Genomic DNA, 25152 nt, shown 5'->3' with positions numbered 1-25152 from the left:
CCTGCTCCGGCAGCGGATGCAGATCCAAACAAGAAGCTGTCTCCTGATGAGATAGCAGCTCTTTTTGCCAGCGCAGGCGGCGGAGATGAAGCAGAGCCCGAACCTGAAGCAGAGCCCGAACCTGAGCCTGAGCCCGAGCCTACACCTGAAGCAGAAGCCCCGGCTGCAGCTGCTGATGATGATCCCAACAGGAAGATGTCTCCTGATGAGATAGCTGCCATGTTTGCTGCAGCAGAAGGTGATGACAGTGATGCTGCCGAGTCAGAGACGGAAGCTGTGCCCGATGAGCTGCTCCTTGACGAATCCTCCTTTAGCGAAGAAGACGGTGCAAAAAAGGCTCCTGCCCAGGAGGAAGAGAGCTCTGTAGAGGATATAGAATCGCTCTTTGAGAATCTGGGCGGGGATAATGTAGGCGAAGCACCCACCACCGAGGAAGCTGCAGGTGAAGAGGCTGAGGGCGATGAAGGAGGCGGCGAAGAATCCCTTGACGAGCTTATGATGGGCCTGTCCGAAGAGGGCGTGGAATCTGAAGCTCCTGAAGATGAAGCTGAGCCCGAAGGAGAGCCTGAAGGAGCTGATGAGCTGCCCGAGAAGCCCAGGAAAGGCGCTCCTTCCAACGATGAGCTGGATGACCTGGAGCTGGAGAAGAAGGGAAAAGACGGCAAAAAGCGTAAGGAAAAGAAAGAAAAAGGCAAAGGATTATTTGCTAAGATACTCTCAGCTATTTTTGCAGAAGAAGAGGCTGATGTAGTAAATGTAGAAAATAACGAGCTGGCGTCCCTTACCAGTGAGAACCAGGAGGTCCTCAACGAGCTGGAGGGTGAAGCCGCTGCCGCAGGCAAGAAAAAGAAGAAAGAAAAGAAGCCTAAGGAGAAAAAGCCTAAGGAAAAGGCTCCTAAGAAAGAAAAGCCAAAGAAGGAAAAGAAGCCTAAAGAAAAGAAACCAAAGAAGGAAAAGAAGCCAAAGCCGGATCCCGGTCCTCCGCCGCCGCCTATGCCAAAGCGGAAGATCATACTGGGATTCCTTATAGCTATCCCTATTGGTCTTATGGCGATCGCACCTGCTATGGCTCTGCCCAGATCAGGAATACTGCATGAAGGCATAAAGGCTTATGAAAATGCTGATTACTGGACCGCTTACAAGGATCTCTACGCTCTCTATAGAAAAGGCGAGTTAAATGAAGAGCAGGAACTGATCTATTGGAAGTCCAGAACAGTAATGCAGATGCAGCATTACTACAATCAGTATGAGACCTTTGCAACTTCCGGTCATGAGCTGGAAGCGCTCAATGCTCTGATCAAAGGCGTGGGTCAATATGCGGATATCAAGGAAAGTATACAGGAGATATATAACATAGAAAGCGTCCTCTATCAGGGCGAAGGACATGATACTACTGTTGAAAACGAAGTCGATTTAGCGTACTATAATATAACGTCGGTGCTTCAGACGAAGTATGGTCTCACAGTAGAAGATGCTCTGGAACTTCGTAAGATCAGGCACGACCGTGAATATACCAAGAAATTGCAGGTTATATGCGGTATGAGGAAGGCACCTGACTAATAATTTTAAGGAAGGTTACCTTCATGCTGGCTATAATCGACTATGATGCAGGAAATATCAAAAGTGTTATAAATGCCTTTGACTACATTGGCTGCAAGGCCATGGTCACTAGAGATCCGGTTGAGATTGCAAAGGCAGATCATGTAGTACTTCCCGGTGTGGGAGCTTTTGGCGATGCCATGAATAAGCTCCGCGAATATGAACTTGATGGTGTGATAAAAGAGGTTACTGCCTCCGGGACACCGTTTCTGGGTATATGCCTGGGTTTGCAGCTGCTATTTGACTCCAGTGAGGAATCAAAGGATGCTGCAGGCCTGGGCATTTTGCGTGGGGAAATAGTGAAGATCCCGGGAGGAGATGGCCTTAAAGTTCCTCAAATAGGCTGGAATGAACTTACTTTTCCTTCAGAGGGCAGACTCTTTAAGGGAATCCCTGAGCATAGCTGTGTATATTTTGTACATTCATATTATCTAAAGGCCGGTGACAGGGATATAGTCAAAGCTCGTTGTGAATACGGTGTGGATATTGACGCTTCTGTTGAGAAGGGTAATGTTTTTGCCTGTCAGTTCCATCCTGAGAAGAGTTCTGATGTGGGCATGCAGATCCTGAAGAATTTCGTTGAGATCTGATACGCGGATTGTTGACCGGAAGCTATATTCCGGCTTGGAGGACTAATATGCTTAAAAAGAGGATCATCCCCTGCCTTGATGTCAATGACGGCAGGGTTGTAAAAGGGGTTAATTTTGTAAATCTGAGGGATGCCGGAGATCCTGTCAGTGTAGGCGCTGCTTATTCTGAGGCCGGAGCCGATGAACTGGTATTTCTTGATATCACTGCTACTTCTGATGCCAGGGCTACAGTTTCCAAGATGGTCAGGCAGGTGGCAGAAAAGGTATTTATTCCCTTTACTGTAGGCGGAGGCATCAGAAGCTGTGATGATATGAAAGCTATCCTTAGAGAAGGTGCTGATAAGTGTGCTATCAATTCTGCAGCTATACTCAGGCCTGAGCTGATATCTGAAGGTGCTGACAAGTTTGGAAGCCAGTGCGTTGTGGTAGCAATAGATGCCAAGAGAAGATCTGACAAAAGCGGCTTTAGCGTGTACAGGAGCGGCGGCAGGATCGATACAGGTATCGATGCTATAGAATGGGCTATGAAGGCAGCTGAGCTTGGAGCAGGAGAGATACTCCTGACCAGTATGGATGCAGATGGCACCAAGGCAGGTTTTGACCTGGAGCTGACAAGGGCAGTGGCTGATAACGTATCTGTCCCTGTGATAGCATCAGGCGGCGCAGGAGAGAAGGTCCACTTTTATGATGCTCTGACAAAGGGCGGAGCAGACGCAGCGCTGGCTGCATCACTTTTTCATTACAAGGAACTTGAGATCTCAGAACTCAAGGACTATCTGGACGAAATGGGCGTAGCAGTTCGCAGAGTCTAAGAAGACTATAGCAATAAGGGAGAAAGATCATGTCAATGCTCACAGGGGAATGGCTGGACGCAGTCGGAAGTGAATTCAAAAAGGATTATTATAAGGATTTGTATAAGTTTGTATTAAATGAATACAATAACTATACTGTATATCCTCCGGCTGATGATATCTTCAATGCCATGCATCTGGCCCCTTTGAATAAAGTTAAGGTGGTGATCCTGGGGCAGGACCCCTATCATGAACCCGGCCAGGCTCACGGCCTGTCATTCTCGGTTAAGCCGGGCATTCAGACTCCCCCGTCTCTGGTGAATATCTATAAGGAGCTCCATGATGATCTTGGATGCAAGATTCCTAATAACGGTTATCTGACCCACTGGGCAGAGCAGGGAGTCCTCTTATTAAATACAATTCTTACTGTACGAGCTCACCAGGCATTTTCACACAAGGATAAGGGCTGGGAGACTTTTACAGATGCGATCATATCTGCTGTTGACAAAGAAGACAGGCCCATCGTATTTATGCTTTGGGGCAGTCCTGCTCAGAAGAAAGCAGCTCTCTTGTCCAATCCACGTCATCTTGTTCTTAAGGCGCCTCATCCCAGTCCATTGTCTGCTTACAGGGGCTTTTTTGGCTGCAGGCATTTCTCTAAATGTAATGATTTTCTGGTAAAAAATGGCTGCGAGCCCATTGACTGGCAGATAGCAGACATTTAAATACGATTTTTTTGATTATCTGTAACTGCTCACTTCTTTTATACTAGTGCATTTTGATGTCATGAAAGAAGTGAACAGTGATTTTTTGTCCAAATGGTCAAAAGTTAATTCTTTCATCTGTACATTTGAAAAGAAGTATGTTAACTTATTAAAAAACAAAATTGTATACAAAAATACATGTAAACGAAAGGTAGCATATGAAAGAGGCATTTTTAACTGCCGATCAGGCTAAAAAGATCGCAGAAACATATCCCACACCCTTCCATATTTATGATGAAGAAGGCATCAGAGCCAATGTCAGGGCTGTTCAGAAAGCCTTTGCATGGAATCCCGGCTTTAAAGAATATTTTGCAGTAAAGGCAACACCTAATCCTGAGATATTGAAGATAATGCTGGAAGAGGGATGCGGAATGGACTGCTCTTCAATGTCAGAGCTGGTTTTATCCAGGGCCTGCGGAGCAAGAGGCAGTGATATCATGTTTTCTTCCAACGATACTCCCGCAGAGGAGTACCGGTTTGCTTCCAAGATAGAATCTATCATTAACCTTGATGATATTACACATATTGAATATTTGGAGCGTATCGGAGTTGCTTTTCCTGAGACTATGAGCTGTCGTTTTAATCCCGGTGGAGTATTCAGGATGAGCAATGGCATTATGGATAATCCCGGAGAATCCAAGTATGGCATGACCAGAGAGCAGATCAGTGAAGCCTTTAAGCTTATGATGAAGAAGGGCGTAAAGCGCTTTGGTATCCACTCATTCCTGGCTTCCAACACTGTGACTAATGAGTATTATCCCATGCTGGCAGGTCAGCTCTTTGAACTGGCCGTAGAGCTTCACCGGGAAACAGGCGCTGATATCGCATTTGTCAATCTCTCAGGCGGCGTAGGTATCCCCTACATGCCTGACCAGGAAGGAAATGATATCTATGAGATTGGTGAAGGCGTCAGAAAGAAATTTGAAGAGATCATGGTACCTGCAGGTCTTACTAATACTTCTATCTATACAGAGATGGGAAGATTCATGACAGGCCCTTACGGAGCTCTTGTAACCAAGGCTATCCATGAGAAGCACATTTACAGGGAATATATTGGCGTAGATGCCTGCGCAGCTAACCTGATGAGACCTGCTATCTACGGTGCATATCATCATATTACAGTCCTGGGCAAAGAGAACGCACCTCTTGATCACAAATATGATGTAGTAGGATCCCTTTGTGAGAACAATGATAAGTTTGCTGTAGAAAGAGCTCTTCCCAAGATCGAAGAGGGAGATCTTCTCTTTATACATGATACAGGTGCTCATGGCTTTGCCATGGGTTACAACTATAATGGAAGACTGTGGTCCTCAGAGCTTCTCCTTAGAGGAGATGGATCTGTTAAACTCATAAGAAGAGCGCAGAAGATGGCGGACTATTTTGCTACATTTGACTGTCTGCCTGTAAGTGAAGATATCAAAGAAATAATTAAGGAAGAGGGGCTGGAATAATGACTAAGAAGGTTGCAACAAAGGCTGCTGTTAAGGCTTATACTGAAATGACTGCCGAGGAGCTGAAGAATGAGCTGGCAGGTCTTAAAAAGGAATATGAACGCTATCAGGCAATGGATATGAGACTGGACATGAGCAGAGGTAAGCCCTGCAAGGAACAGCTGGATCTGTCCATGGGAATGATGGATGTACTGAGCTCCGGATCTGATCTGAGATGTGAAGATGGTACTGATTGCCGTAACTATGGTGTACTGACAGGTATTGATGAAGCCAAGGAACTGCTGTCAGATATGATGGAGAATAATCCCAATAATATCATCATCTATGGCAATTCATCACTTAATGTAATGTACGATTGTGTCAGCAGGTCTTATACACATGGTGTTATGGGTAACACTCCCTGGTGCAAGCTGGAGAAGGTTAAGTGGCTCTGTCCTGCACCCGGATATGACAGACATTTTGCTATCACTGAGTATTTTGGTTTTGAGATGATCACTATCCCTATGACCAAGGATGGACCGGATATGGATATGGTAGAGAAGCTGGTATCCGAAGATCCTGCTATCAAGGGTATCTGGTGTACTCCCAAGTATTCCAATCCTCAGGGATATTCCTATTCAGATAATACTGTCAGAAGATTTGCCCGCCTTAAGCCTGCTGCTCCTGATTTCAGGATCTATTGGGATAATGCTTATGGCGTACATCACCTCTATGATCAGGATCAGGATCATCTGATCGAGATCCTGGCTGAGTGTAAGAGAGCAGGCAACCCTGACCTGGTATACAAGTTTGCATCCACATCCAAGATCACCTTCCCCGGATCCGGTATTGCTGCAATGGCTACCAGCTCTAATAATATGGAAGATATCATCAAGCAGATGAAGAATCAGACTATTGGTCATGATAAGGTTAATCAGCTCAGACATGTTCGTTATTTTGGAGATATCTGCGGACTCATGGAACATATGAGAAAGCAGGCTGATATCCTTCGTCCCAAGTTTGAGACAGTTGAGCATATATTTGAAGCTGAGCTTGGCGGCCTGGGTGTAGGTCAGTGGACCAATCCCAAGGGCGGATACTTTATCAGCTTTGATACTCTTGAAGGATGTGCCAAGACAGTTGTGGCCCTGTGCATGAAGGCAGGTGTCAAGCTCACAGAGGCAGGAGCTACCTTCCCTTATCACAAGGATCCAAGGGATAGCAATATCCGTATTGCTCCTACATTCCCGCCTGTATCAGATTTGGAAAAAGCAGCACTTCTTTTTACTCTTTGCGTTAAGATAGCAAGTGCAGAGAAGCTCCTTAAGGAAATGAACGCATAAGACAAAAGATATAATATAGAAAAATAGCTGATCTGATACAGAGGAACTTATATGCACAAGGCAGCAGATGAGTTTATTGAATATCAACAAAGTGTTAAGGGTGTGTCTGACTCTACTGCAGAGTCTTATTTGAGCGACCTTGAGAATCTTATATCCTTTTTGGAGAGTGATGGGATAAGCTCCTGGGCTGACGTGACAGATGACCGCCTGGTAATGTATATCAGGAACCTTAGAGAGAATATGATGGCAGATTCCACCATTGCCAGAAAGGTATCATCTATCCATTCCTTCTTTCACTTTATGGTGGAAAATGGTGAACTGCCGGATGATGTATCAGAGATATTAAGAGCTCCAAAAGTGGAGCGGGGTCTTCCGGAAGTGCTTACTGTAAGGGAAATAAACGCTTTATTTGAACAGCCTGACAGGAATACCGCAAAGGGCAAGAGAGATATAGCTATCCTGGAGCTGATGTATGCCACAGGCATGAGAGCAGGAGAGATCATATCACTTAATATAGATGATATTGATTTCAGAGTGAATTGTATCAGGTTAGAGGACAAGGGGATTGAGAGGATCATTCCCTTTAGTCAGGAAGCCAGAACGGCTATTATGAGATATCTCATGGATGTTAGGCTGGATTTTCTGGGAGACAATATTGACGATGGTACACTCTTTTTGGCAGTTGCCAGCGGAAAGGCCATGAGCAGGCAGGGGCTTTGGAAGATGATCAGGCGCTATGGTGACAAGGCAGGTATTGGAGAGAAGATCACCCCATATACTATCAGGCATACTTTTGCAGCACACCTTTTGGATAATGGTGCAGATATAGCTGTGGTACAGGAGATGCTGGGACATCAGGACAAGGCATCTACCAAATGGTATGCAGCAAATAAAAATAATTATGTCCGTGAGATATATGAGAGAACAAGACCAGGTAAAGACAGATTCACTTGATTACGGGTGCGGGGTTATAAGCCCCGTACCCGTAGAACTGCGTCAGCAGTGATTTTATAACGAGCAAAAAGCGAAGCGTTTGCGAGTTTAACAGCATAAAAAAATCGCATTCATCTGAATGCGATTTTTTTTGCTAAAGACAAATAAGTAAGTTTTATATGATCTATTTGGAGAAGCTGTTTGATCAGCAAAGCTCTGCAATGTCATAAAGGAGCTTCTCTGTATCCTTCCAGCCAAGGCAGGGATCTGTAATAGACTGACCGTATACACCACCGCCGACTTTCTGGCAGCCTTCCTCTATATAGCTCTCGATCATTACGCCCTTGACCAGGTTCTTTATGTCTACGGAATGAGTCCTGGAGTGGAGTACTTCTTTTACGATCCTGATCTGCTGGCGATACTGCTTGCCGGAGTTGTTGTGATTGGCATCAACGATGCAGGCAGGATTTACAATGTCTCTTTCTGCATAGAGCTGGAAGAGGAGATTGAGATCCTCATAGTGATAGTTGGGAATGCTACGTCCGTTCTTGTTCTGTGATCCTCTCAGTACGCTGTGCGCCAGAGGGTTACCCCCTGTCTTTACCTCAAAGCCCCTATACATAAATGAATGTGGATGCTGGGCAGCATATATGGAATTGAGCATTACTGAGAGATATCCACTGGTGGGATTCTTCATACCGGCAGGTACATCAAAACCGGAAGCAGTCATTCTATGCTGTTGATCCTCTACCGATCTGGCACCTATAGCTACATAGGAAAGGATATCAGCTACATATCCCCAGTTATCGGGATAGAGCATCTCATCTGCAGGAGTAAGCCCTGACTCCTCGATAGCCTTGATGTGCATATGTCTCATGGCTGTGAGACCCTGTCTGAAATCTGTCTTGCCTTCAGGATCGGGCTGGGATGTAATACCCTTGTAGCCTTCACCTGTGGTCCTGGGCTTATTGGTATATATCCTGGGGATCAGGATGATCCTGTCCTCAACCTTCTCCTTGATAGCAGCAAGCCTTGAGATGTAGTCAAGAACCGAATCTTCATTATCTGCTGAGCAGGGCCCTACGATCACCAGGAATCTGTCGTCTTTACCTGTGATAACATCAGCAATCTGTTTGTCTCTTTCTTCTTTTACTTTTTTGAGCTCAGGTGAGAGGGGCATTTCCTCTAAAATCTCCTGAGGAGTTGGGATTTTTTGAATGTATTTAAATGACATCTTTTCTTTGACCCGAATATGTTTTTCGGGCTGTCTCCTTTCTTTGACTCTGCTGTTTTGACTTGTTTTGCAGTTTGATCTCGGATCCGGTCCCTCTTTGAATAAATACTACTTCGTATTTGGAAAGCTTTTCTATGGATTTTGTAAATATCGAAGACATTTGTACAAAATTGTGATTTTTTAACTACTTTTGCACTTTACCGAATCAACGTATTGAATATCCATGTTTAGTAGTATATCATAATTCCAATCGTTGTATAGGGTAAATATTTTATTTCTTTAAATGCTCTTGCAGACAGTATTTTAGAGCTTTTGAGAAAAAATTACAACAATTTCTTGTTAAAAGCTGTATATTTTATACAAAATATGGTAAATTGTTATAGAAATCACAATGTGGGTATAAAGGGGTTGTGATTTCCACCAACTTTTGACGTAAGGACTGGGTAAAATTACGGGAGAATTTAGTCTCTGCGTCTCTTTTGGGAGGAGTGTTTTGGAAAAATTCAAAGAGTACATCGAACTGATATGTGAGGGGAGTGATCCTCTTATAGTGTCGGACGGCTTTGCTATGATGATGTTTTCGGAAGATACGGGAGCGGTAGGTCTTTTGACGGAAAAGGTTGGCGGAGGCGCTGTGACAGGTACAGAGCTTGCCATGGACCTTGAAGAGATCTGTGTTGCTCTTAAGATCTACATGCATGATAATTCTGCTCTGAATTGTGGATGTAATATGGAAGCTGTTAAATCCTTCATCTGTATTCACAAGGAGGATGAGGAGGTTATCAGATCGTCCATGGGGCTTTTATATGACAGGGTAGAACGTAGAGTCCATCTGGTAGGTATCAGATCGGATAGTGATCATATGGAGCTGCTCTATGATCATCTGATGAGAGAAATGGAAAGAGCTGCTACGGGTACTGTATCAGGAGCTCTTTCATCCGGCTTTGATATAGTGGAAGAGGATGACCGCTTTATGAAGGCTGTTCCTTCACATAAGCCAAGGACTGATTACAGACTTCGCTCCGCCTTTGACTATGTTAGCAGTGGAGTCTTTGTGTTCGCCAATAGTGCCAAAGAGGAACCATATCTTCATCTTTTTGCCAAGACTGCAGGTATTTCCGACAATGCCATCAGACGAGGATCATATGAGTATTATCCTTATGTGACCATCAGAAACAGGATCATGATCCCTGTAAAAGACTGCAGGTGGGATAGTGTCATTAGCTGCAAGGCGCTCCTTGAGAGGATGCAAAGGGAGAATGAACCTCTTTTTGATACCAGGCATTGATCTTATTTGCTGATAATACATTTGCTCAGAATTACTTTATTGAATACCGTAAGTAATATAAATAAATAATAAATATAATTTTTGTCTCCTGAAATCCTCTTAATACTTGATTTTTAGCTGACATTTTGTATAATTTGTTTATATGCTGTTCATTTTATGTTAATCTTATGTTTAAAATATACATTGCGTGCCTATTTTTATTGGATTATCATGAAATGAGCTTATTTTTGAAAAGTCTGTTCAATAAGAGGATAGTTGATGGATACTAGAATATATTTAAGCCGCGAGTCTGTCGCACGCAGCAGGTGTTTGAGCAGGACTGAGGAGGTTCGTATCAAAACGGCATCTACTTTTGAGGCAGTTAAATGGATAGCAGCAGTGGGACTTTTTGTTGCCTTCACAGTAGCCGCAGTACTTCTTCCCAGACAGGTACTTTATTCTTATCTGTTTCTGTATACTGTTCTGATAGTTCTTTTTCATAAAGAGCTTTCATTTAAGGAGATGGTGAAGGGCGCTAGAAGCGGAGTCTGGTTCTGGCTGGTGACAGGCGGATTGTTTGCGGTCCTTTTTCTGATCAATAAATTAAATTACTACATCAGTTTTCAGCTTTTAGCCGGTACAGATACAGGTACTATCAGTATCTGGATGAGAGAAGAGTATTGGATCCTTGCTCTCTATGGTATCATCTTTGTGATCTTAGAGCCCCTTGCTGAGAATATGGTGCTCAGGAGTGCTCTCTTATCTGTAAAGAATAGAAAGCTCCTCCCTGTATTTGTATTTCTTAGTCTTGCTATTTGCGGACTGCTTCATGCACAGGGAATTGTAGGTATCGCCGAAGCCATGCTTCTTGCTTTGCCTTTGACTTTTGTATATTTGAAAACCAATAACGTATATATCACTTTGTTCGCGCAGATTGCCCTGGCATGTGCCACCAAGCTGCCTGATCTGATCTACTCGGCGATGAGGATCGCTCTTCGCTGATCAGAAGCTGATTTAATTCAATGAACATGTGGCACTGCCATATGTTCATTTTTTATAGCAGCACCCGGCAAGCGACCGCCATGCCTTTCGTGAGTTGTAAACAATATTAACAGGGAGCCCTAGATGACATCTATGACAAAGAAGATATTATTATCCTTAACAGGGGCTGTTTTACTTATATATCTTGGTGTAGCAGCATTTTTTTCTAATAGATTTTTGCCGGGATCCATGATGAATGGACAGGATGTGTCATGCATGACTGTGGATGAAGTCAGGAAGCGCTTTGCTGATGAGGCTTCCGGCTACAAGCTGACTATTAGGGGCAGAGAAGATATGACTGACAGTATCAGTGCTCGCGATATTGGTTTTGTCCCTGATTTTGACGGCATAAGGGATGATCTTGTCAGCTTTTCTGAAGGCCTTAAGTGGCCGTCTTCGTTTTTTTTCGCTCATGAATATGAGACCGGTGCAGTGGCTGATTATGATGATGAGTTGTTAAGTGCTGAGTTTGACGGGCTCGTATTTAATCTTTCTGCTAATATCAGAAAGCCTGTGAATGCTGAACTTGTGTTTGATGATGAAGCTGCACAGTATGCTATCAGACCTGAAGATAACGGAACTGAGCCTGATATATCAAAAGAAAAGGAAACGATAGCAGAAGCTATAAAATGTATGACTCCTGATATTGATCTTGATGCGAATGATTGTTATCATAATGCGTCAATAGATTCTGATGATAAGGAGCTTAATACACTAGTTACTAATCTGAATAAATATGCCTCTGCCAGGCTTAGTTACAGCTTTGGTGATAATGAAGTGGTGGTAGATGGAAGCATGATCAAGGACTGGCTTACCGTGGACGGGACCAGTGTGACCTTTGAAGAAGAAAAGGTCAGTGATTTTATCAATCAGCTTGCAAGAACCTATGACAGCTTCGGCAAGGACAGGCAGTTTGTAAATCATGATGGCAAGGAGATCACCATTAGGGGCGGAGATTATGGATGGTGGATGGACAGAAAATCCACCGCTGCTGAGCTGGTAGAAGCTATAAAGGAATGCCGCGTTTGTGATATGACCCCTGTGTATTATGCCACAGCCTCGGCTTATGGGGATAATGACTGGGGCGATAGCTATGTGGAAGTAGATCTTGATGAGCAGCATGTATATATTTATGAAAATGGCGAGCTCATAATAGACTGCGATTGTGTATCCGGTAAACCTACAGCTGACAGGATCACTCCTACAGGTACCTATGGCATTACATATAAAGAAAGAGATGCCACTCTTAGAGGCAGCAATTACAGCTCTGATGTAAAATATTGGATGCCCTTTAATCGTAATGTGGGTCTTCATGATGCGTCCTGGAGATCTGAATTTGGCGGAGATCTGTATGTTACAGGAGGTTCCCACGGCTGCATTAATCTGCCGCCTGATATTGCTGAACAGATTTTTGAGCATGTATTCCCCAGAGAAGCAGTACTGGTCTATGGTGGTATGAGCGTGGACCAGGCCAAAGCATATGTAAGGCGTAAGAAAGAAAACGAAGCCCAGCTTAATGCTCCGGCTCCCAGTGAGAATATTCCCATTACGGATGCCCAGCAGACATCGCCTGCTGATAATAATCCTGATGCAAACATAGAGCAGACCGCCCCGGCAGAGCCTTCTGTCAGTCCATGATCATTTTATGATAGCCGTAGCTGGATAGTTACGGCTATTTTTCTGAATTGCAGGTGAAAAAGTCTGTAATTATTGATACAATATATTTTACAGGGCGTGATTCTAGCCCTAATTTCCATGAAAATAATGACAAGTTAACTTAATAAAGGAGGAATAAGATGGGTTTATTAGCAGTTGGTATCGGTTCAGCAAAAGATGTTCTTGCAGATTCCTGGAGAGATTATTTCTACTGTGATTCTATGGATGAGACTGTTCTGGCATGCAGGGCTCTGAAGAAGACTGACAGAGGTAATAAGAAGGGAAGCAATAATATTATCAGTGACGGTTCTATTATTGCAGTCAATGAAGGACAGTGCATGGTCATTGTTGACCAGGGCCAGGTGGTTGAACTTTGTGCAGAAGCAGGTCAGTTTACATATGACAAGAGCAGTGAGCCTTCACTTTTCTATGGCAAGCTTTCTGCCAATATTGGCAAGACCTTTGAGCAGTTCTTTAAGAGAGTATCCTTTGGTGGCAATACAGGCACAGATCAGAGAGTATACTTCTTCAATACAAAGGAAATAATGGGTAACAAGTACGGCACAGCTAATCCCATTCCTTTCCGTGTTGTGGATAAGAATACAGGGCTGGATCTGGACACCAAGCTTAAGGCTCATGGTGAATACAGCTTCAGGATTGAGGATCCCCTTCTTTTCTATAAGAATGTATGCGGCAACTTTGAAGGCAGCTATACAAGAGATGAGATCGAGTCACAGCTTAAGAGCGAGCTCCTTACAGCTATGCAGCCTGCTCTGGCTCAGATCAGTGAGATGGGCATCAGATATTCATCCCTTCCGGGACATACAATGGAGATCGCTAATGCTCTTAATGATGTATTGTCCAAGGACTGGAGAGATAAGCGCGGTATCGTTATCGTAAACTTTGGTATCAGCTCTGTTACCATTCCCGAAGAGGATGAGAACAGGATCAAGAAGCTGCAGGAGACAGCAGTATTTACCAATGCAGCAATGGGCGCTGCCAATATGAACGCAGCTACAGCTGATGCTATGAGGGATGCTGCCAAGAATACAGCTACAGGTCCTATGTTTGCATTTGCCAATATGAATGCTGCAGCTCAGATGGGTCAGGCACAGCAAAACAGCCTCTATCAGATGGCAGCTCAGCAGGCTCAGGCACAGCCTCAGATGGCTCCTTCATCCCAGGCAGGAGCATGGACATGCGCATGTGGTGCTACCAATACAGGCAAGTTCTGTTCTAATTGCGGTCAGCCTGCTCCCTCTGCTAACTGGACCTGTTCCTGCGGTGCTGTGAACAGCGGTAAGTTCTGTTCTAATTGCGGACAGCCCAGGCCATGAGATTGACATAAAGTATTAACTAGGATTTTGGAGGAATAGAATGGCAGCACACGAATATGAATGCCCTGCCTGCGCCGGTGTGATGGAGTTTGATGCTTCGCTCCAGAAGCTCAAATGTCAGTTTTGTGATACTGTCATATCGGTTGATGAATATAAGAAAATGGTATCCAAAAAGGAATCTGAGTCTGCTAACCATGCACCCGGTGGTTTTCATGATCAGATGACTGCAGAGGATGCTGATAATGCCGGTTTTGGCGAGGATAAAAACGTATATCTGTGCCAGTCCTGCGGCGGTGAGATCATAGCTGATAAGACTCAGGGGGCGGCTACATGTCCTTTTTGCGGTAATAACGTTACTTTCAAAGAAGTATTTACCAAAGGCAGAAAGCCTGATTATATCATTCCCTTTAAGCTTACAAAGCAGCAGGCCAAGGATAAATACAGGGAATATGCTAAAAGCAAAAAACTGGTACCCAAAGCTTTTACCAATGAAAGTCATATAGACGAGATCAAGGGTGTATATATCCCTTACTGGCTCTTTGATGCCAGTGCTCAGGGACATCTGGATGCAGAATGTACCAAGGTAAGGACCTGGTCCGATAAGGATTATGCTTATACAGAGACCAGTCATTACAGTGTGTCCAGAGATGGCAATGAGTCATTTACCATGGTTCCTGTAGATGGCTCCAGCCATATGCCGGATGAACTCACAGAGGCTATTGAGCCCTTCAATAAGGAAGGGCTTGTAGCCTATGATGAAGCTTATCTGGCCGGATATGTTGCCAATCAGTATGATGTCAGTGAGGCAGAATGCGCCAAGAGGGCAAGACAGCGTATCACCAACAGCTTTTCATCTGATATGAGGGCCTCAGTGTCAGGCTATTCATCTGTTCATGTTGTGAATAACACCATCAATATTGATGAAAAGAAGGTCAACTACGCACTTTATCCTGTCTGGCTCCTAAATACTACATATAAGGGGCAGCGCTACCTTTTTGCCATGAATGGTCAGACCGGCAAATTTATCGGCGACCTCCCTGCGGATGAGGGCCTTGTAAAGAAATATTACTTTATCTATGCAGGTATTGCTGCACTTGCAATGATCATTTTTGAGATGATCTTCAAGATATAAGAAGGGAGCAGGAGATGAAAATATTAAAAAACGCTGCGCTTATTGCCTGCGTGATATCTCTTGTGGGCCTTCCTTGCTTGAAGGCTCATGCAGATGATCACATAGGGCAGTATGGCAACTATGGATTTGTACAGGATGAAGCGGACCTCTTATCGACAGAAGAGGAGATGGGGCTCTTGGAAAAACTGGAGTCTGACGGAGCAGCTCATGATCTGCAGATAGCTGTTGTGACCGTGGAGTCCTATGAGCAGTCTGACATCCTCTATTACGGCGATGACGTTATGGATTACAATGACTGGGGCTTTGCAGGTGATGAAGCCGTTAAGGCTATACTACTTGCCTTTTGCCCTACCGAGAGGACCTACGCTGTAGTGATCGAGAATGCTGCAGCCGGGATATTTACTGATAATGCCCAGACAGCTCTTGATGATATGTATATACCATATCTGAGGGATGGCAGATATTATGATGCCTTTGCGAGTTTCTCTGCAGGCTGTGATAAGATCTGCAGAGCTTATGAAAATGGCGAATCTACATATGATCAGTATGGTGAGAAGGATAAGGGTATCAGTGGAGTTGCCTGGTGGAAATGGCTGATATGCCTGTTGGGCGGCGGACTCTTTGGCATGGCTCCTGTCAGTTCCATGAAGGCTGCGCTTAAGAATGTAGTCAAGAATGACAGTGCCGGTATGTACAAGAATCCCGGTGGTATGAATCTTACAGGCAGACAGGATCTCTTCCTGAGAAAGAATGTATCAAGGACAAAGATTCAGCATGATGATAATAAGTCTTCGGGAGGTGGTGGTCATACCACCATGCATCATGCATCTTCCGGTCACAGCCATGCAGGCCACAGCGGCAAGCTGTGATCTTGTATAAGCATCCCTGCACTTGTGACTGAATATGATCAGACGAAAGGTCAGGTATTATGTCAAAAGATCTTAATGAAGACAGTAAGAATATAGCTCAGGAAGAAATAAAGGATTCAGCTGTGCCTCAAGAGGACGAGAGTGATAACGGTCAAAAAAAGAGCGGCAGGAGAAAGGTCCTGTCCGCTCTTCGTTATATACTGATCATAATTTTGTTATGCATTATAGTATATGAGGCTTATTCTATATATACGGAAGAGAGCGAGAGGGCAAGAGCTGTAAAGGACTATGAAGAGCTGGAAACAGATGTAGTCATGGCAATACCGGAGCCCGAGAAGAAGTATGCCATCTTTGATGACTATACTGAAGAAGGCGCTGTGTCTGAGGATATTGAATTTCCGCGCTTGTATGTTAATAATGATCTGCTAGAGAGCAGTAACAGTGACTATATAGGCTGGATATACTGGGACTTTGACGTGGTGGATGACAAGTATGACTTTACATTAAACTATCCTATAGTCAAAGAAAACAGCAAGGATGAGTATCTCCATCTTACCTATGACAGGCAGAAAAACAGTGCGGGCTGCATATTTATGGATTTGGCCTCAAACGAGTATTTTGAAGGCTACTCTGATTTTCTCTTTGGTCATAATATGAGAAACGGCAGCATGTTTGGCTCTCTTGATGGTATATACAAGACAACGGATAAGGACACTTTGGAGAAAGAGCCTCTTTATGTCTATATTTATACCAAGGACGCAGTATTTCAATATGTGGTATATGCATATGAGAGGACTCAGTCAGGTAATCCTGATGTATACGGCGTCATAGCAAACGACGAGGCTTATGATGCCTATGTGAGCAGGATGAAAAAGCTGGGCAGCTATAAATGCCCCATTGATGTATCCTTTGACAACAGGCCTGAGATACTGAATCTCTCTACCTGTTCCGGGCCTGCGGGCACCAGCAGCAGACTTGTAATACATCTGGTCAAGATCAGGACTTTTATAGGATGAAAATGTGATCTTGTAAAAAATCATTTAAATGCTCATGAAATGTTTGAAAACCGTTAAATTTTTCTTTGAAAAGCTCATAAAACCTATAGTCTGACATGGTACTTATGTCGATAAAACAATCAGCTAAAGTTCGTAATATCGTTAAAAAAATATCAAAAATATCATATTTTGACCTTGGGAATGTATTATTGACTTGAAAATATGATTAAAATATGGTAAGATTCTAGTAGAAAATATTGAGCATAGCTCGAAAGGATTCGATATGAAAATGAACGAGAGGATGAAAAGGGTATTTTCCAGTATTTTAGCGGTTGCACTTATTGGTCTGACAGTGGCCTGCGGAGCAAGAGATGCCGGGATTGATGATGTAGCTGCACTGCGTGGCAAGGGTGTAGGTGCTGGCGAGATATATATTGATGAACCTGCTATTGCTCTTGCGGGTAGCTATGCTACACCTGAAGAGGTATCAGCAGCTGTTACAGCAGCATTTAACCTTGTAAATACACACAGAGCCAATGCAGGACTCTCAGCACTTACCTGGAGCGATGGACTGGCACAGGCTGCAGCAGTTAGAGCTAATGAGATCACTACGAGCTTCTCACATACAAGGCCTAACGGATCAGACTGGTGGACAGTTAATTCCGCACTTCAGTATGGCGAAAATCTTGCAAAGCTCTATAATTCAGCTGATACAGTTACAGCTGCCTGGATGAACAGCCCTACACATAAGGCCAACATCCTCTACGGCGGATTCAAGACTATCGGCATTGCTATTTATCAGGGGCCTAATGGTTGGTATTGGGCGCAGGAATTTGGCTATTGATCTGCTGATGATCAGAATTAAATATGATTAAAATTATTAAGGAGCTTCCTGGCTAAGATTATTAGCAGGTAGCTCCTTTTTTGATTCGGAATATCATATATATACATGTACGGATCATTTATTTATTTATTTGCTGAAAATGATCAATTGAAATATACGGCCTTATCTGAATATTTCTCATCGCAGTACTTGCAGCGATAGATCTCATTGGCTTCGTCAGCCAGATAGAAGATATGCGGCAGTCCCTGCTCGATGGAAGTGATGCATCTGGGATTGTGGCAATGGAGCACTCCCTTGATCTTGGTAGGAAGAGTGAGAGCTCTCTTTTCTATGATCTCTCCATCCTTGATCACATTTACCGTGATATTGTGGTCGATGAAGGCCAGAATATTCAGATCCATGCTGTCAATATCACATTCTACCTTAAGGATATCCTTGCGTCCCATGGCCTGGGATCTGGCATTTTTGATAATGGCTACTGTGCAGTCCAGCTTATCCAGGCCCAGATGCCTGTAAATGGACATGCTCTTGCCTGCTTCTATGTGATCCAGTACAAAACCTTCTTCAATCTTACCTACGTTAAGCATTTGCATCCTCCTTATCAGAAGCTGTGTTTCTACCCTTTATCCCCAAAAGCGTCAGTATGAGGGCCATTCTGACATAGAGCCCGTATTGTACCTGCTTGAAATATGCTGCCCTCTTGTCATCATCTACTTCTACAGATATCTCGTTTACCCTTGGAAGGGGGTGAAGGACATTGAGACTGTCCTTGGCCATGTTCATCTTATTCTTGTCCAGGATATAGAAATCCTTTAACCTTACGTAATCCTCTTCGTTAAAGAAGCGTTCTCTCTGAACTCTGGTCATGTAGAGGAAATCAAGCTCCGGCATTACATCTTCCAGCTTGATGACTTCTCTGTAGCTGACTCCCAGCTTATCCAGCTTCTCTGTGATATAATCAGGAACTCTGAGCTCTTCGGGAGATATGAATATGAAATTGATATTGTCATATCTGCAAAGGGCGTTGATCAGGGAATGTACAGTCCTGCCAAACTTCAGATCTCCGCAAAGACCAATAGTAAAGCCCTCAAGGCTTCCATGGAGAGATCTGATGGTGAGCAGATCTGTGAGAGTCTGTGTGGGATGCTGATGGCCGCCGTCACCTGCATTGATCACGGGAATCGAGGATCTGGCTGCGGCTACCATGGGAGCGCCCTCCTTTGGATGTCTCATGGCGCAAATATCTGCAAAACAGGAGATGACCCTTATAGTATCGGATACGCTTTCGCCCTTGGCTGCGGAGGATGATCCGGCATCAGAGAAGCCTATTACCTGACCGCCAAGTCTGAGCATTGCTGTCTCAAAGGAGAGTCTGGTCCTGGTGCTGGGCTCGTAAAAGCAGGTGGCCAGGATCTTGCCGTCGCACATATGGGAATAATCCTTCATGTTTTTCTCAATGTCGGCAGCCAGATCAAACATTTCATCCAGCTCCTGAAGACTAAAATCCATTGGACTCATCAAATGTCGTAAATTATTCATGCTTGCCTCTTTTCTGTGCTGTTAACTGTTCCCAAAAAAAGAAGAGATATTATGAATAAATATCTCTTCCTGTTATAAACTATTTAAAATAATGACTATTATGAAAAATGGAAATAGTGACAGAAGGTAGATCGGCATACATCTTGGAAGTTGAAAGTTTAAAAAGCTTTAACATATATCCGGCCTCCTGTTGCTTCGTTTTTACTTCTTAGGTATGATATCACGCCGTCTTCATAACTGCAACAGGATTTGACCAAATGTTTAAAAAAACTTCCCCAAGGTCATTGCCTATGTTCATGGGACTTGTTTCTTGGGGTTCTTGGGGGTGAAGACGCTGGGAGGAGCTGCCCCGTTTGTGGGCATGTGATAGATCTTGGTGTCATCATCAAAGGCTGTGAAATACACATAGCGGGAGGTGAGGTTGATATTGTGATAGACTCCCTCCATTACGGCTACATCGCTGCCTCCTGTGAGGCTCATCACGCGAAGGGCCGGCTTGTCATCAACAGAGCAGGCATAGAAGATGTAGTTATCATTCATGTTAAAGCAGTCTGCGCGGCGAGTTGATAGGGCAGTAACTGTACCTGTAGAAGGATCGAGCCTGCTGATACGGTAATCATTTTCAGCGTCCATGAAATATATGCTGCCCTTATGGTATATGGGATAGAAGATGCTACCGGTCTTTACGGTAGTGATCTTGTCATTGTTCTTGGTATCAAGTGCATATAGATTATGATCTTCAAGGATGCCTGTAAAATAGATCACTCCGTCCTCTGATGCACAGCTTGGATCAATAAAATCATTAGAGACTTTGGTGAGATCTGTTTTATCTATACGTATCTTATTAAATGTTCCAAACTCCTTTTGAAGCTCCTGGAAATAGACATAGCTGCCTATGAGGTTCTGAGCACCTGTATAGCCTCTGTAGAGACATACCTGGGAAGAGCCGTCAAGATTACTCCTGTATACGCCGTACATACGCATGACAGCGCCAAAGCCTGTGCCGCTGCCTGAGAGATTCTTGGAATTCATGTAGAAATAAAGGAAACGTCCGTAGCCGGATATGTGATCTACATTCATATCTGTGAGCTGTCTGACATTTTCTTCGTTGACATTCATGGAATAGAGACAGCCTGAATCATAGAGATTCCTGAAATATACCTTGCCATCCAATTCCAGGAACCAGCCGCCGTTGTTCATGTTGCCCGGAGTATTGCCCCTGACCCCCGGATCGTTCATGGGAACATGCTTCCTGTATATATAGATGCCTGCAAAGCCCACTGCAATGGCTATCACTATTATGCTTATCACTATTTTCAAAATCTTTTTCATTATTACAGCCTCCCTGCGTAAAAAGAAAAGCATCTAAATATATTGCTAAAATAAAACGGCTGTTTTTCGCAGTCTTGTCATTGCATATATAATGCTCTAGCTGTACAATCATTGACATAAACACGTGATCAAGCGGCATTATATGCTATGCATCAAGGTTGTCAAGCGGGTATTCCTTGCAATACCTGTGCCTTAGGGATTTCGATATACCTTTCCCATTATTATTTCGGCATAAAGTATAGGATAAATAATATGAACTAATATGATAAAATCTTAATTTCTTGAGTTGATAAAGGATTTAGAAGGAGTCTGATTTGGAACTGGAAGAGATTAGAAATAAACTGGATGAAGTAGACAAAGAGATAGTAGAGCTCTACGAAAAAAGAATGGATCTGTGCAGCAAGGTTGCTGATTACAAGATATCCAGCGGCAAAAAGGTCTTTGACCCTGCCAGGGAAAAGGAAAAGAAGAGCGCTGTAAGAAAGCTCTGTACAAGCGAATTTAACGGTGACGGTGCAGAAGAACTTTTTGACCAGCTCATGAGTGTCAGCAGAAAGCTCCAGTATCAGAAGCTCTCTGAAGCAGGCGGAGGCGGCAGGCTTCCCTTTATTGAAGTTAAGGACCTTAAGAGAGATAAGATGAGAGTGGTCTTTCAGGGTGCTGAAGGCTCTTATTCCCAGGCTGCAATGCAGAGCTTTTTTGGCAAAGATGTGGAGAATTTCCATGTTGAGACCTTCCGGGATGCTATGGTGGCCATAGATGAGGGATCTGCTGATTATGCAGTCCTTCCCATCGAAAATTCATCTGCGGGTATTGTGACAGAGATATATGACCTGCTCACAGAATACGAGAATTATATAGTTGGAGAGCAGATCATACCTATAGAACACTGCCTTATAGGAGTGCCGGGAGCCACTATAGAAGATATTGAAAAAGTATATTCCCATGCTCAGTCCCTTATGCAGTCATCAAGATTCCTTGCCGAGTACCCTTCCTGGGATCAGATCAGCATGAAGAACAATGCATTTGCAGTAGCCAAGATCGCAGCTGACAATGACAAGAGAAAGGCTGCCATAGCCAGCGAGTATGCTGCGGACTACTACAAGATGAATATACTCAAAAAGAAGATCAATTCATCAGATACCAATTCCACAAGATTCATCGTAGTATGCAATCAGAAGATATATCTGCCTGATGCCAGGAAGATATCCCTGGTGCTGGAGGTATCCAATGAATCCGGCAGTCTCTATCACGCTCTTTCACATTTTCATTATAATCATGTGAACATGACCAGGATCGAATCCAGGCCAATAGAGGAGAGAGACTGGGAATACAGATTCTTTATAGATATCGAGGGAAGTCTGTCTGACAGCGGCGTTATGAATGCCATAAGGGGACTTCGCGAGGAAACAAGGTCACTCAGGATCCTTGGAAATTATTAACAGTAACTAGTAAACAGTCAAAAAACAGACGGGAAAATGATATAATGAATAGAGATTTCATTTGCTATCAGACAATCGGAAAAGACAGTATTTTCAGTAAACTTGCAGATTTGATCCGGAGAGACGAGGATGATAAGATATCTTTTTCCGGAGACAGGACACTTCTTTATGAATGTATGGCTGAGCTTGTAGAGAGAGCATCTGCAGGGGGCTTTTATGGGAATCTTTGGCATGTGCATATAGCAGAGCTCATTGTCAATGATGAGAATGCCTATTCTCTGGCATGTGAGAGAAGAGGCGAGATAGACGGCAGTGTAAATGACCTGGTTCTTATGGATATGGAGAAGCTCAGGGAGTATTTTGATTATGACTTCTCCGGTATCATCAAGAAGCTGGGCGCTCCTGAGCTGCCCTTGATATTTGATTATAGGCCGGACAGCGCTGATCATAGCAGATACAACAAAAGGATCAGGGACAGGATCTGTAATCTGGCAGATGAGCTTAGCAGGGCAGCTGATGCCAAAGAGATGAAAGCAGCTGTTACTGCTTTTTACAAAGACTTTGGCGTGGGCAAGCTTGGCCTTCACAAGGCCTTTAGAGATCTGGAGGGAGAGATCATCCCCATCAAGAATATCAGGCATGTGAAGCTCTCTGATCTGGTGGGCTACGAAATAGCCAAGAAGAAGCTGGTGGATAACACAGATGCCTTTATAGAAGGAAAGCCCTCCAACAACTGCCTGCTCTACGGCGATGCAGGAACAGGTAAGAGCACCTGTATCAAGGCTATTGCCAATGAATATTATGACAAGGGCCTGAGGATAATCGAAGTATACAGGCACCAGTTCAAGGACCTGAACCATATTATCGACCAGATAAAGGGCAGGAACTACAGATTCATCATATATATGGATGATCTGTCCTTTGAAGATTTTGAGACTGAATACAAATATCTGAAGGCTGTGATAGAAGGCGGCCTGGAAAAGAAGCCTGAGAACCTTCTTATGTATGCAACATCTAACAGAAGGCATTTGATCAAGGAGAGCTTTTCTGACAAGAAATCCCTGTCAGATGAAGGTGATATACACAGAAATGATACTGTGCAGGAGAAGCTGTCTCTGGCAGACCGCTTCGGTGTGAGCATATATTTTGGCAGACCTTCTTATAACGAATATCAGAATATCGTTATCACTCTGGCCCAGAGGGCAGGCCTTGATATTTCTGAAGAAGAGCTCCTTGCAGAGGCTCGCAAGTGGGAGATGGCACATTCCGGTTTGTCGGGGCGCACTGCATCCCAGTTTATAGATTATCTTTTGGGACTTAGCTGCTGATCTATATAGCAGATTGCTGGAATTTAGCGAATCTGACCTGTAAATATAGCATGGAGGTAGACATGAGTACGGTTTTTTCAGCGATCCACGTAGGCTCCTATGAACTGTCCATGAAGATCTACGAGATATCCAAAAAGAGCGGTATCAAGACCCTGGACCATATCAGGCACAGGATCGATCTTGGTACCGAGACTTATGCAACAGGTACTATTTCCACCAGACATGTTAATGAGTTGTCCAGACTTCTTCTGGAATTTTCCTCTATCATGAAGAGCTATGGAACAGATTATTCCATGGCTTATGGCACCAGCGCCCTGAGGGAGACCCGCAATATCAATATCATCCTGTCTCAGCTAAAGCAAAGGACTGGGATCCATGTTGACGTATTGTCCAATTCCGAGCAGAGATTTCTGGATTACAAATCTATAGCTCTCCATACTGATGAATTTGAGAATATCATTGAAAAATCCACCGCCATTATAGATATAGGCGGCGGATCCATTCAGGTGTCACTGTTTAACAAGGACAAGCTGGTGACTACCCAGAATCTCAAGATGGGTGTACTGCGCCTTAATCAGACTCTGCAGAGCCTCTCCAAAGGGCGTCAGTTCTATGAGAATCTCATATCTGAGCTGGTGGATCCTCAGCTGGCGATCCTGTCCAATATGTACCTGTCCGACAAAAAATACAAGAATCTCATAATCATTGACGAATATATAAGCCCCATTCTACAGAAACTATCATCTGAGGGTCATCCAAGGTCTTATCTTACAAGAGAAGATTTTGACAAGCTGATAAAGCGTTTTATGTCCCTTTCTCCCGAAAACCTTGGCAAGGAAATGAATATCAGCCCCGAGTATGCAGGACTTGCCTGCATATCAGGACTTCTGATCAGCCGTCTGGCTCACAGCCTTAGCACAGAGCTTTTCTGGGCTCCGGGAGCTACGCTATGTGACGGAATGGCCTATGAATTTGCCGAGAACAAGAAGATACTGAATCTCAAGCATGATTTTTCTGCTGATATCATAGCCTGCGGCGAATCAATAGCGGGGCGCTATGGCGGCAGCAAGCAGCGAGGAGAGACTCTGCGCTCCATAGCACTCAATATCTTTGACAAGACCAAAAAGATGCATGGCATGGGCAAAAGAGAAAGGCTGCTGCTGGAGCTCTCGGCCATACTCCATGATTGCGGCAAGATGATCAGCTTTATCAATATGGGAGACTGCGGCTACAATATCATCATGTCCACAGAGATCATAGGCCTGTCACACAGGGAGAGGCACATGGTAGCCAATATTGTGAGATTCAATTATGACCGCTTTGAATACTATGATGATTCTCCTGCCTGCTATGAAGGTCTTAACAGAACGGATTATATGACTATTGCCAGGCTTACAGCCATACTTCGTATATCCTCCGGACTGGATCGTACCCACAAGCAGAAGTTCAGGAGTGTTAAGATCTCATTTAGTGACAATGATCTGATCATCACTGTGGATACTGATCTTGATATCACGGTTGAGAAAGGCCTGATCGGAAAGAGAGCGGATTTCTTTGAGGAAATATACGGTGTAAGACCCGTTATCAAGCAAAAGAGAAGCTTTTAGTCCGGTCAAAAGATAAGCTTACAGATGAGGGAAAAGAAATTTTCAAAAAGGTATATGTGATCTTGCTTATTAAAAGATT

The 25152-nt window shown here is 43.9% G+C and carries 21 protein-coding genes and 1 pseudogene; 18 read left to right on the top strand and 4 right to left on the bottom strand.

Features of this window, described 5'->3' with window-relative positions; all coding sequences use genetic code 11:
• From G636_RS0115860 to G636_RS0115830, 7 genes and pseudogenes are all read left to right on the top strand, one after another.
• A pseudogene (locus tag G636_RS0115860) lies at positions 1–1560 on the top strand (hypothetical protein); the annotation flags it as partial.
• Positions 1561–1583: 23 nt separating this feature from the next.
• A complete protein-coding gene (hisH, locus tag G636_RS0115855; RefSeq protein WP_026508857.1) occupies positions 1584–2189 on the top strand; it encodes an imidazole glycerol phosphate synthase subunit HisH in 606 nt (201 codons plus the stop codon).
• A 47-nt stretch (positions 2190–2236) separates the two neighbouring features.
• Complete coding sequence (gene hisF, locus G636_RS0115850; protein ID WP_026508856.1) at positions 2237–3001, top strand: imidazole glycerol phosphate synthase subunit HisF; 765 nt, start codon at positions 2237–2239, stop codon at positions 2999–3001.
• Positions 3002–3030: 29 nt separating this feature from the next.
• Positions 3031–3705 (top strand): uracil-DNA glycosylase, encoded by a 675-nt coding sequence (gene ung / locus G636_RS0115845; protein WP_026508855.1) that lies wholly within the window; start codon positions 3031–3033, stop codon positions 3703–3705.
• Positions 3706–3902: 197 nt separating this feature from the next.
• On the top strand, positions 3903–5195 hold the full coding sequence (locus G636_RS0115840; protein WP_026508854.1) for a diaminopimelate decarboxylase: 1293 nt from the start codon (positions 3903–3905) through the stop codon (positions 5193–5195).
• Positions 5195–6517 (top strand): aminotransferase class I/II-fold pyridoxal phosphate-dependent enzyme, encoded by a 1323-nt coding sequence (locus G636_RS0115835; RefSeq protein WP_026508853.1) that lies wholly within the window; start codon positions 5195–5197, stop codon positions 6515–6517. Before G636_RS0115840 ends, G636_RS0115835 begins: the two co-directional genes overlap by 1 nt.
• A 51-nt stretch (positions 6518–6568) precedes the next feature.
• Complete coding sequence (locus G636_RS0115830; protein WP_026508852.1) at positions 6569–7471, top strand: tyrosine-type recombinase/integrase; 903 nt, start codon at positions 6569–6571, stop codon at positions 7469–7471.
• 184 nt (positions 7472–7655) lie between these two features.
• Here G636_RS0115830 and G636_RS0115825 read toward each other — a convergent pair whose 3' ends face one another.
• Positions 7656–8684 (bottom strand): 3-deoxy-7-phosphoheptulonate synthase, encoded by a 1029-nt coding sequence (locus G636_RS0115825; RefSeq protein WP_026508851.1) that lies wholly within the window; start codon positions 8682–8684, stop codon positions 7656–7658.
• Between the two features lie 493 nt (positions 8685–9177).
• Here G636_RS0115825 and G636_RS0115820 point away from each other — a divergent pair, with 493 nt between their 5' ends.
• The 8 genes from G636_RS0115820 to G636_RS19790 all read left to right on the top strand — a co-directional run bounded on the left by G636_RS0115820 (position 9178) and on the right by G636_RS19790 (position 17825).
• The gene (locus tag G636_RS0115820; protein ID WP_026508850.1) at positions 9178–9972 is read left to right on the top strand and encodes a hypothetical protein; all 795 of its coding nucleotides are present in this window, start codon (positions 9178–9180) and stop codon (positions 9970–9972) included.
• A 258-nt stretch (positions 9973–10230) separates the two neighbouring features.
• Positions 10231–10953 (top strand): CPBP family glutamic-type intramembrane protease, encoded by a 723-nt coding sequence (locus G636_RS19795; protein WP_051227080.1) that lies wholly within the window; start codon positions 10231–10233, stop codon positions 10951–10953.
• A 123-nt stretch (positions 10954–11076) separates the two neighbouring features.
• Positions 11077–12630 (top strand): L,D-transpeptidase family protein, encoded by a 1554-nt coding sequence (locus G636_RS0115810; RefSeq protein WP_026508849.1) that lies wholly within the window; start codon positions 11077–11079, stop codon positions 12628–12630.
• A gap of 158 nt (positions 12631–12788) precedes the next feature.
• Positions 12789–13985, top strand: coding sequence for an SPFH domain-containing protein (locus G636_RS0115805; protein ID WP_026508848.1), 1197 nt, complete (start codon positions 12789–12791; stop codon positions 13983–13985).
• A gap of 40 nt (positions 13986–14025) precedes the next feature.
• Positions 14026–15117 carry a hypothetical protein gene (locus tag G636_RS0115800; RefSeq protein ID WP_026508847.1) on the top strand — a complete coding sequence of 364 codons (1092 nt, stop codon included), beginning with the start codon at positions 14026–14028 and terminating at the stop codon, positions 15115–15117.
• Positions 15118–15131: 14 nt separating this feature from the next.
• Entirely contained in the window at positions 15132–15986 is an 855-nt protein-coding gene (locus tag G636_RS0115795) for a TPM domain-containing protein (RefSeq protein ID WP_026508846.1), read from the top strand.
• Between the two features lie 59 nt (positions 15987–16045).
• Positions 16046–17002: a class B sortase gene (locus G636_RS0115790; RefSeq protein ID WP_026508845.1), complete on the top strand. Its 957-nt coding sequence runs from the start codon at positions 16046–16048 to the stop codon at positions 17000–17002.
• A gap of 262 nt (positions 17003–17264) precedes the next feature.
• Positions 17265–17825 (top strand): CAP domain-containing protein, encoded by a 561-nt coding sequence (locus G636_RS19790; RefSeq protein ID WP_051227079.1) that lies wholly within the window; start codon positions 17265–17267, stop codon positions 17823–17825.
• Between the two features lie 143 nt (positions 17826–17968).
• On the opposite strand, the gene G636_RS0115780 is transcribed toward G636_RS19790, so the two are convergent.
• From G636_RS0115780 to G636_RS0115770, 3 genes are all read right to left on the bottom strand, one after another.
• Positions 17969–18412, bottom strand: coding sequence for an aspartate carbamoyltransferase regulatory subunit (locus G636_RS0115780; RefSeq protein ID WP_026508844.1), 444 nt, complete (start codon positions 18410–18412; stop codon positions 17969–17971).
• Positions 18405–19364: an aspartate carbamoyltransferase gene (gene pyrB / locus G636_RS18965; protein WP_051227078.1), complete on the bottom strand. Its 960-nt coding sequence runs from the start codon at positions 19362–19364 to the stop codon at positions 18405–18407. Before pyrB ends, G636_RS0115780 begins: the two co-directional genes overlap by 8 nt.
• Positions 19365–19658: 294 nt before the next feature.
• The gene (locus G636_RS0115770; protein ID WP_026508843.1) at positions 19659–20696 is read right to left on the bottom strand and encodes a DUF5050 domain-containing protein; all 1038 of its coding nucleotides are present in this window, start codon (positions 20694–20696) and stop codon (positions 19659–19661) included.
• A 314-nt stretch (positions 20697–21010) separates the two neighbouring features.
• Between G636_RS0115770 and pheA the strand changes: the two genes are divergently transcribed.
• From pheA to G636_RS0115755, 3 genes are all read left to right on the top strand, one after another.
• Positions 21011–22138 carry a prephenate dehydratase gene (gene pheA / locus G636_RS0115765; RefSeq protein WP_026508842.1) on the top strand — a complete coding sequence of 376 codons (1128 nt, stop codon included), beginning with the start codon at positions 21011–21013 and terminating at the stop codon, positions 22136–22138.
• A 41-nt stretch (positions 22139–22179) separates the two neighbouring features.
• Positions 22180–23466: an ATP-binding protein gene (locus G636_RS0115760; protein ID WP_442856001.1), complete on the top strand. Its 1287-nt coding sequence runs from the start codon at positions 22180–22182 to the stop codon at positions 23464–23466.
• Between the two features lie 62 nt (positions 23467–23528).
• Positions 23529–25073, top strand: a complete 1545-nt coding sequence (locus tag G636_RS0115755; protein ID WP_026508840.1) for a Ppx/GppA phosphatase family protein — start codon at positions 23529–23531, stop codon at positions 25071–25073.
• Positions 25074–25152 lie beyond the last annotated feature (79 nt).

Origin of the sequence: Butyrivibrio sp. MC2013, from assembly GCF_000424585.1 — a bacterium.
In the GTDB taxonomy this organism is placed as follows: Bacteria; Bacillota; Clostridia; order Lachnospirales; family Lachnospiraceae; genus Butyrivibrio.
Note: the sequence above shows the minus strand (reverse complement) of the source record. Positions and strands in the feature narration are given on the sequence as shown.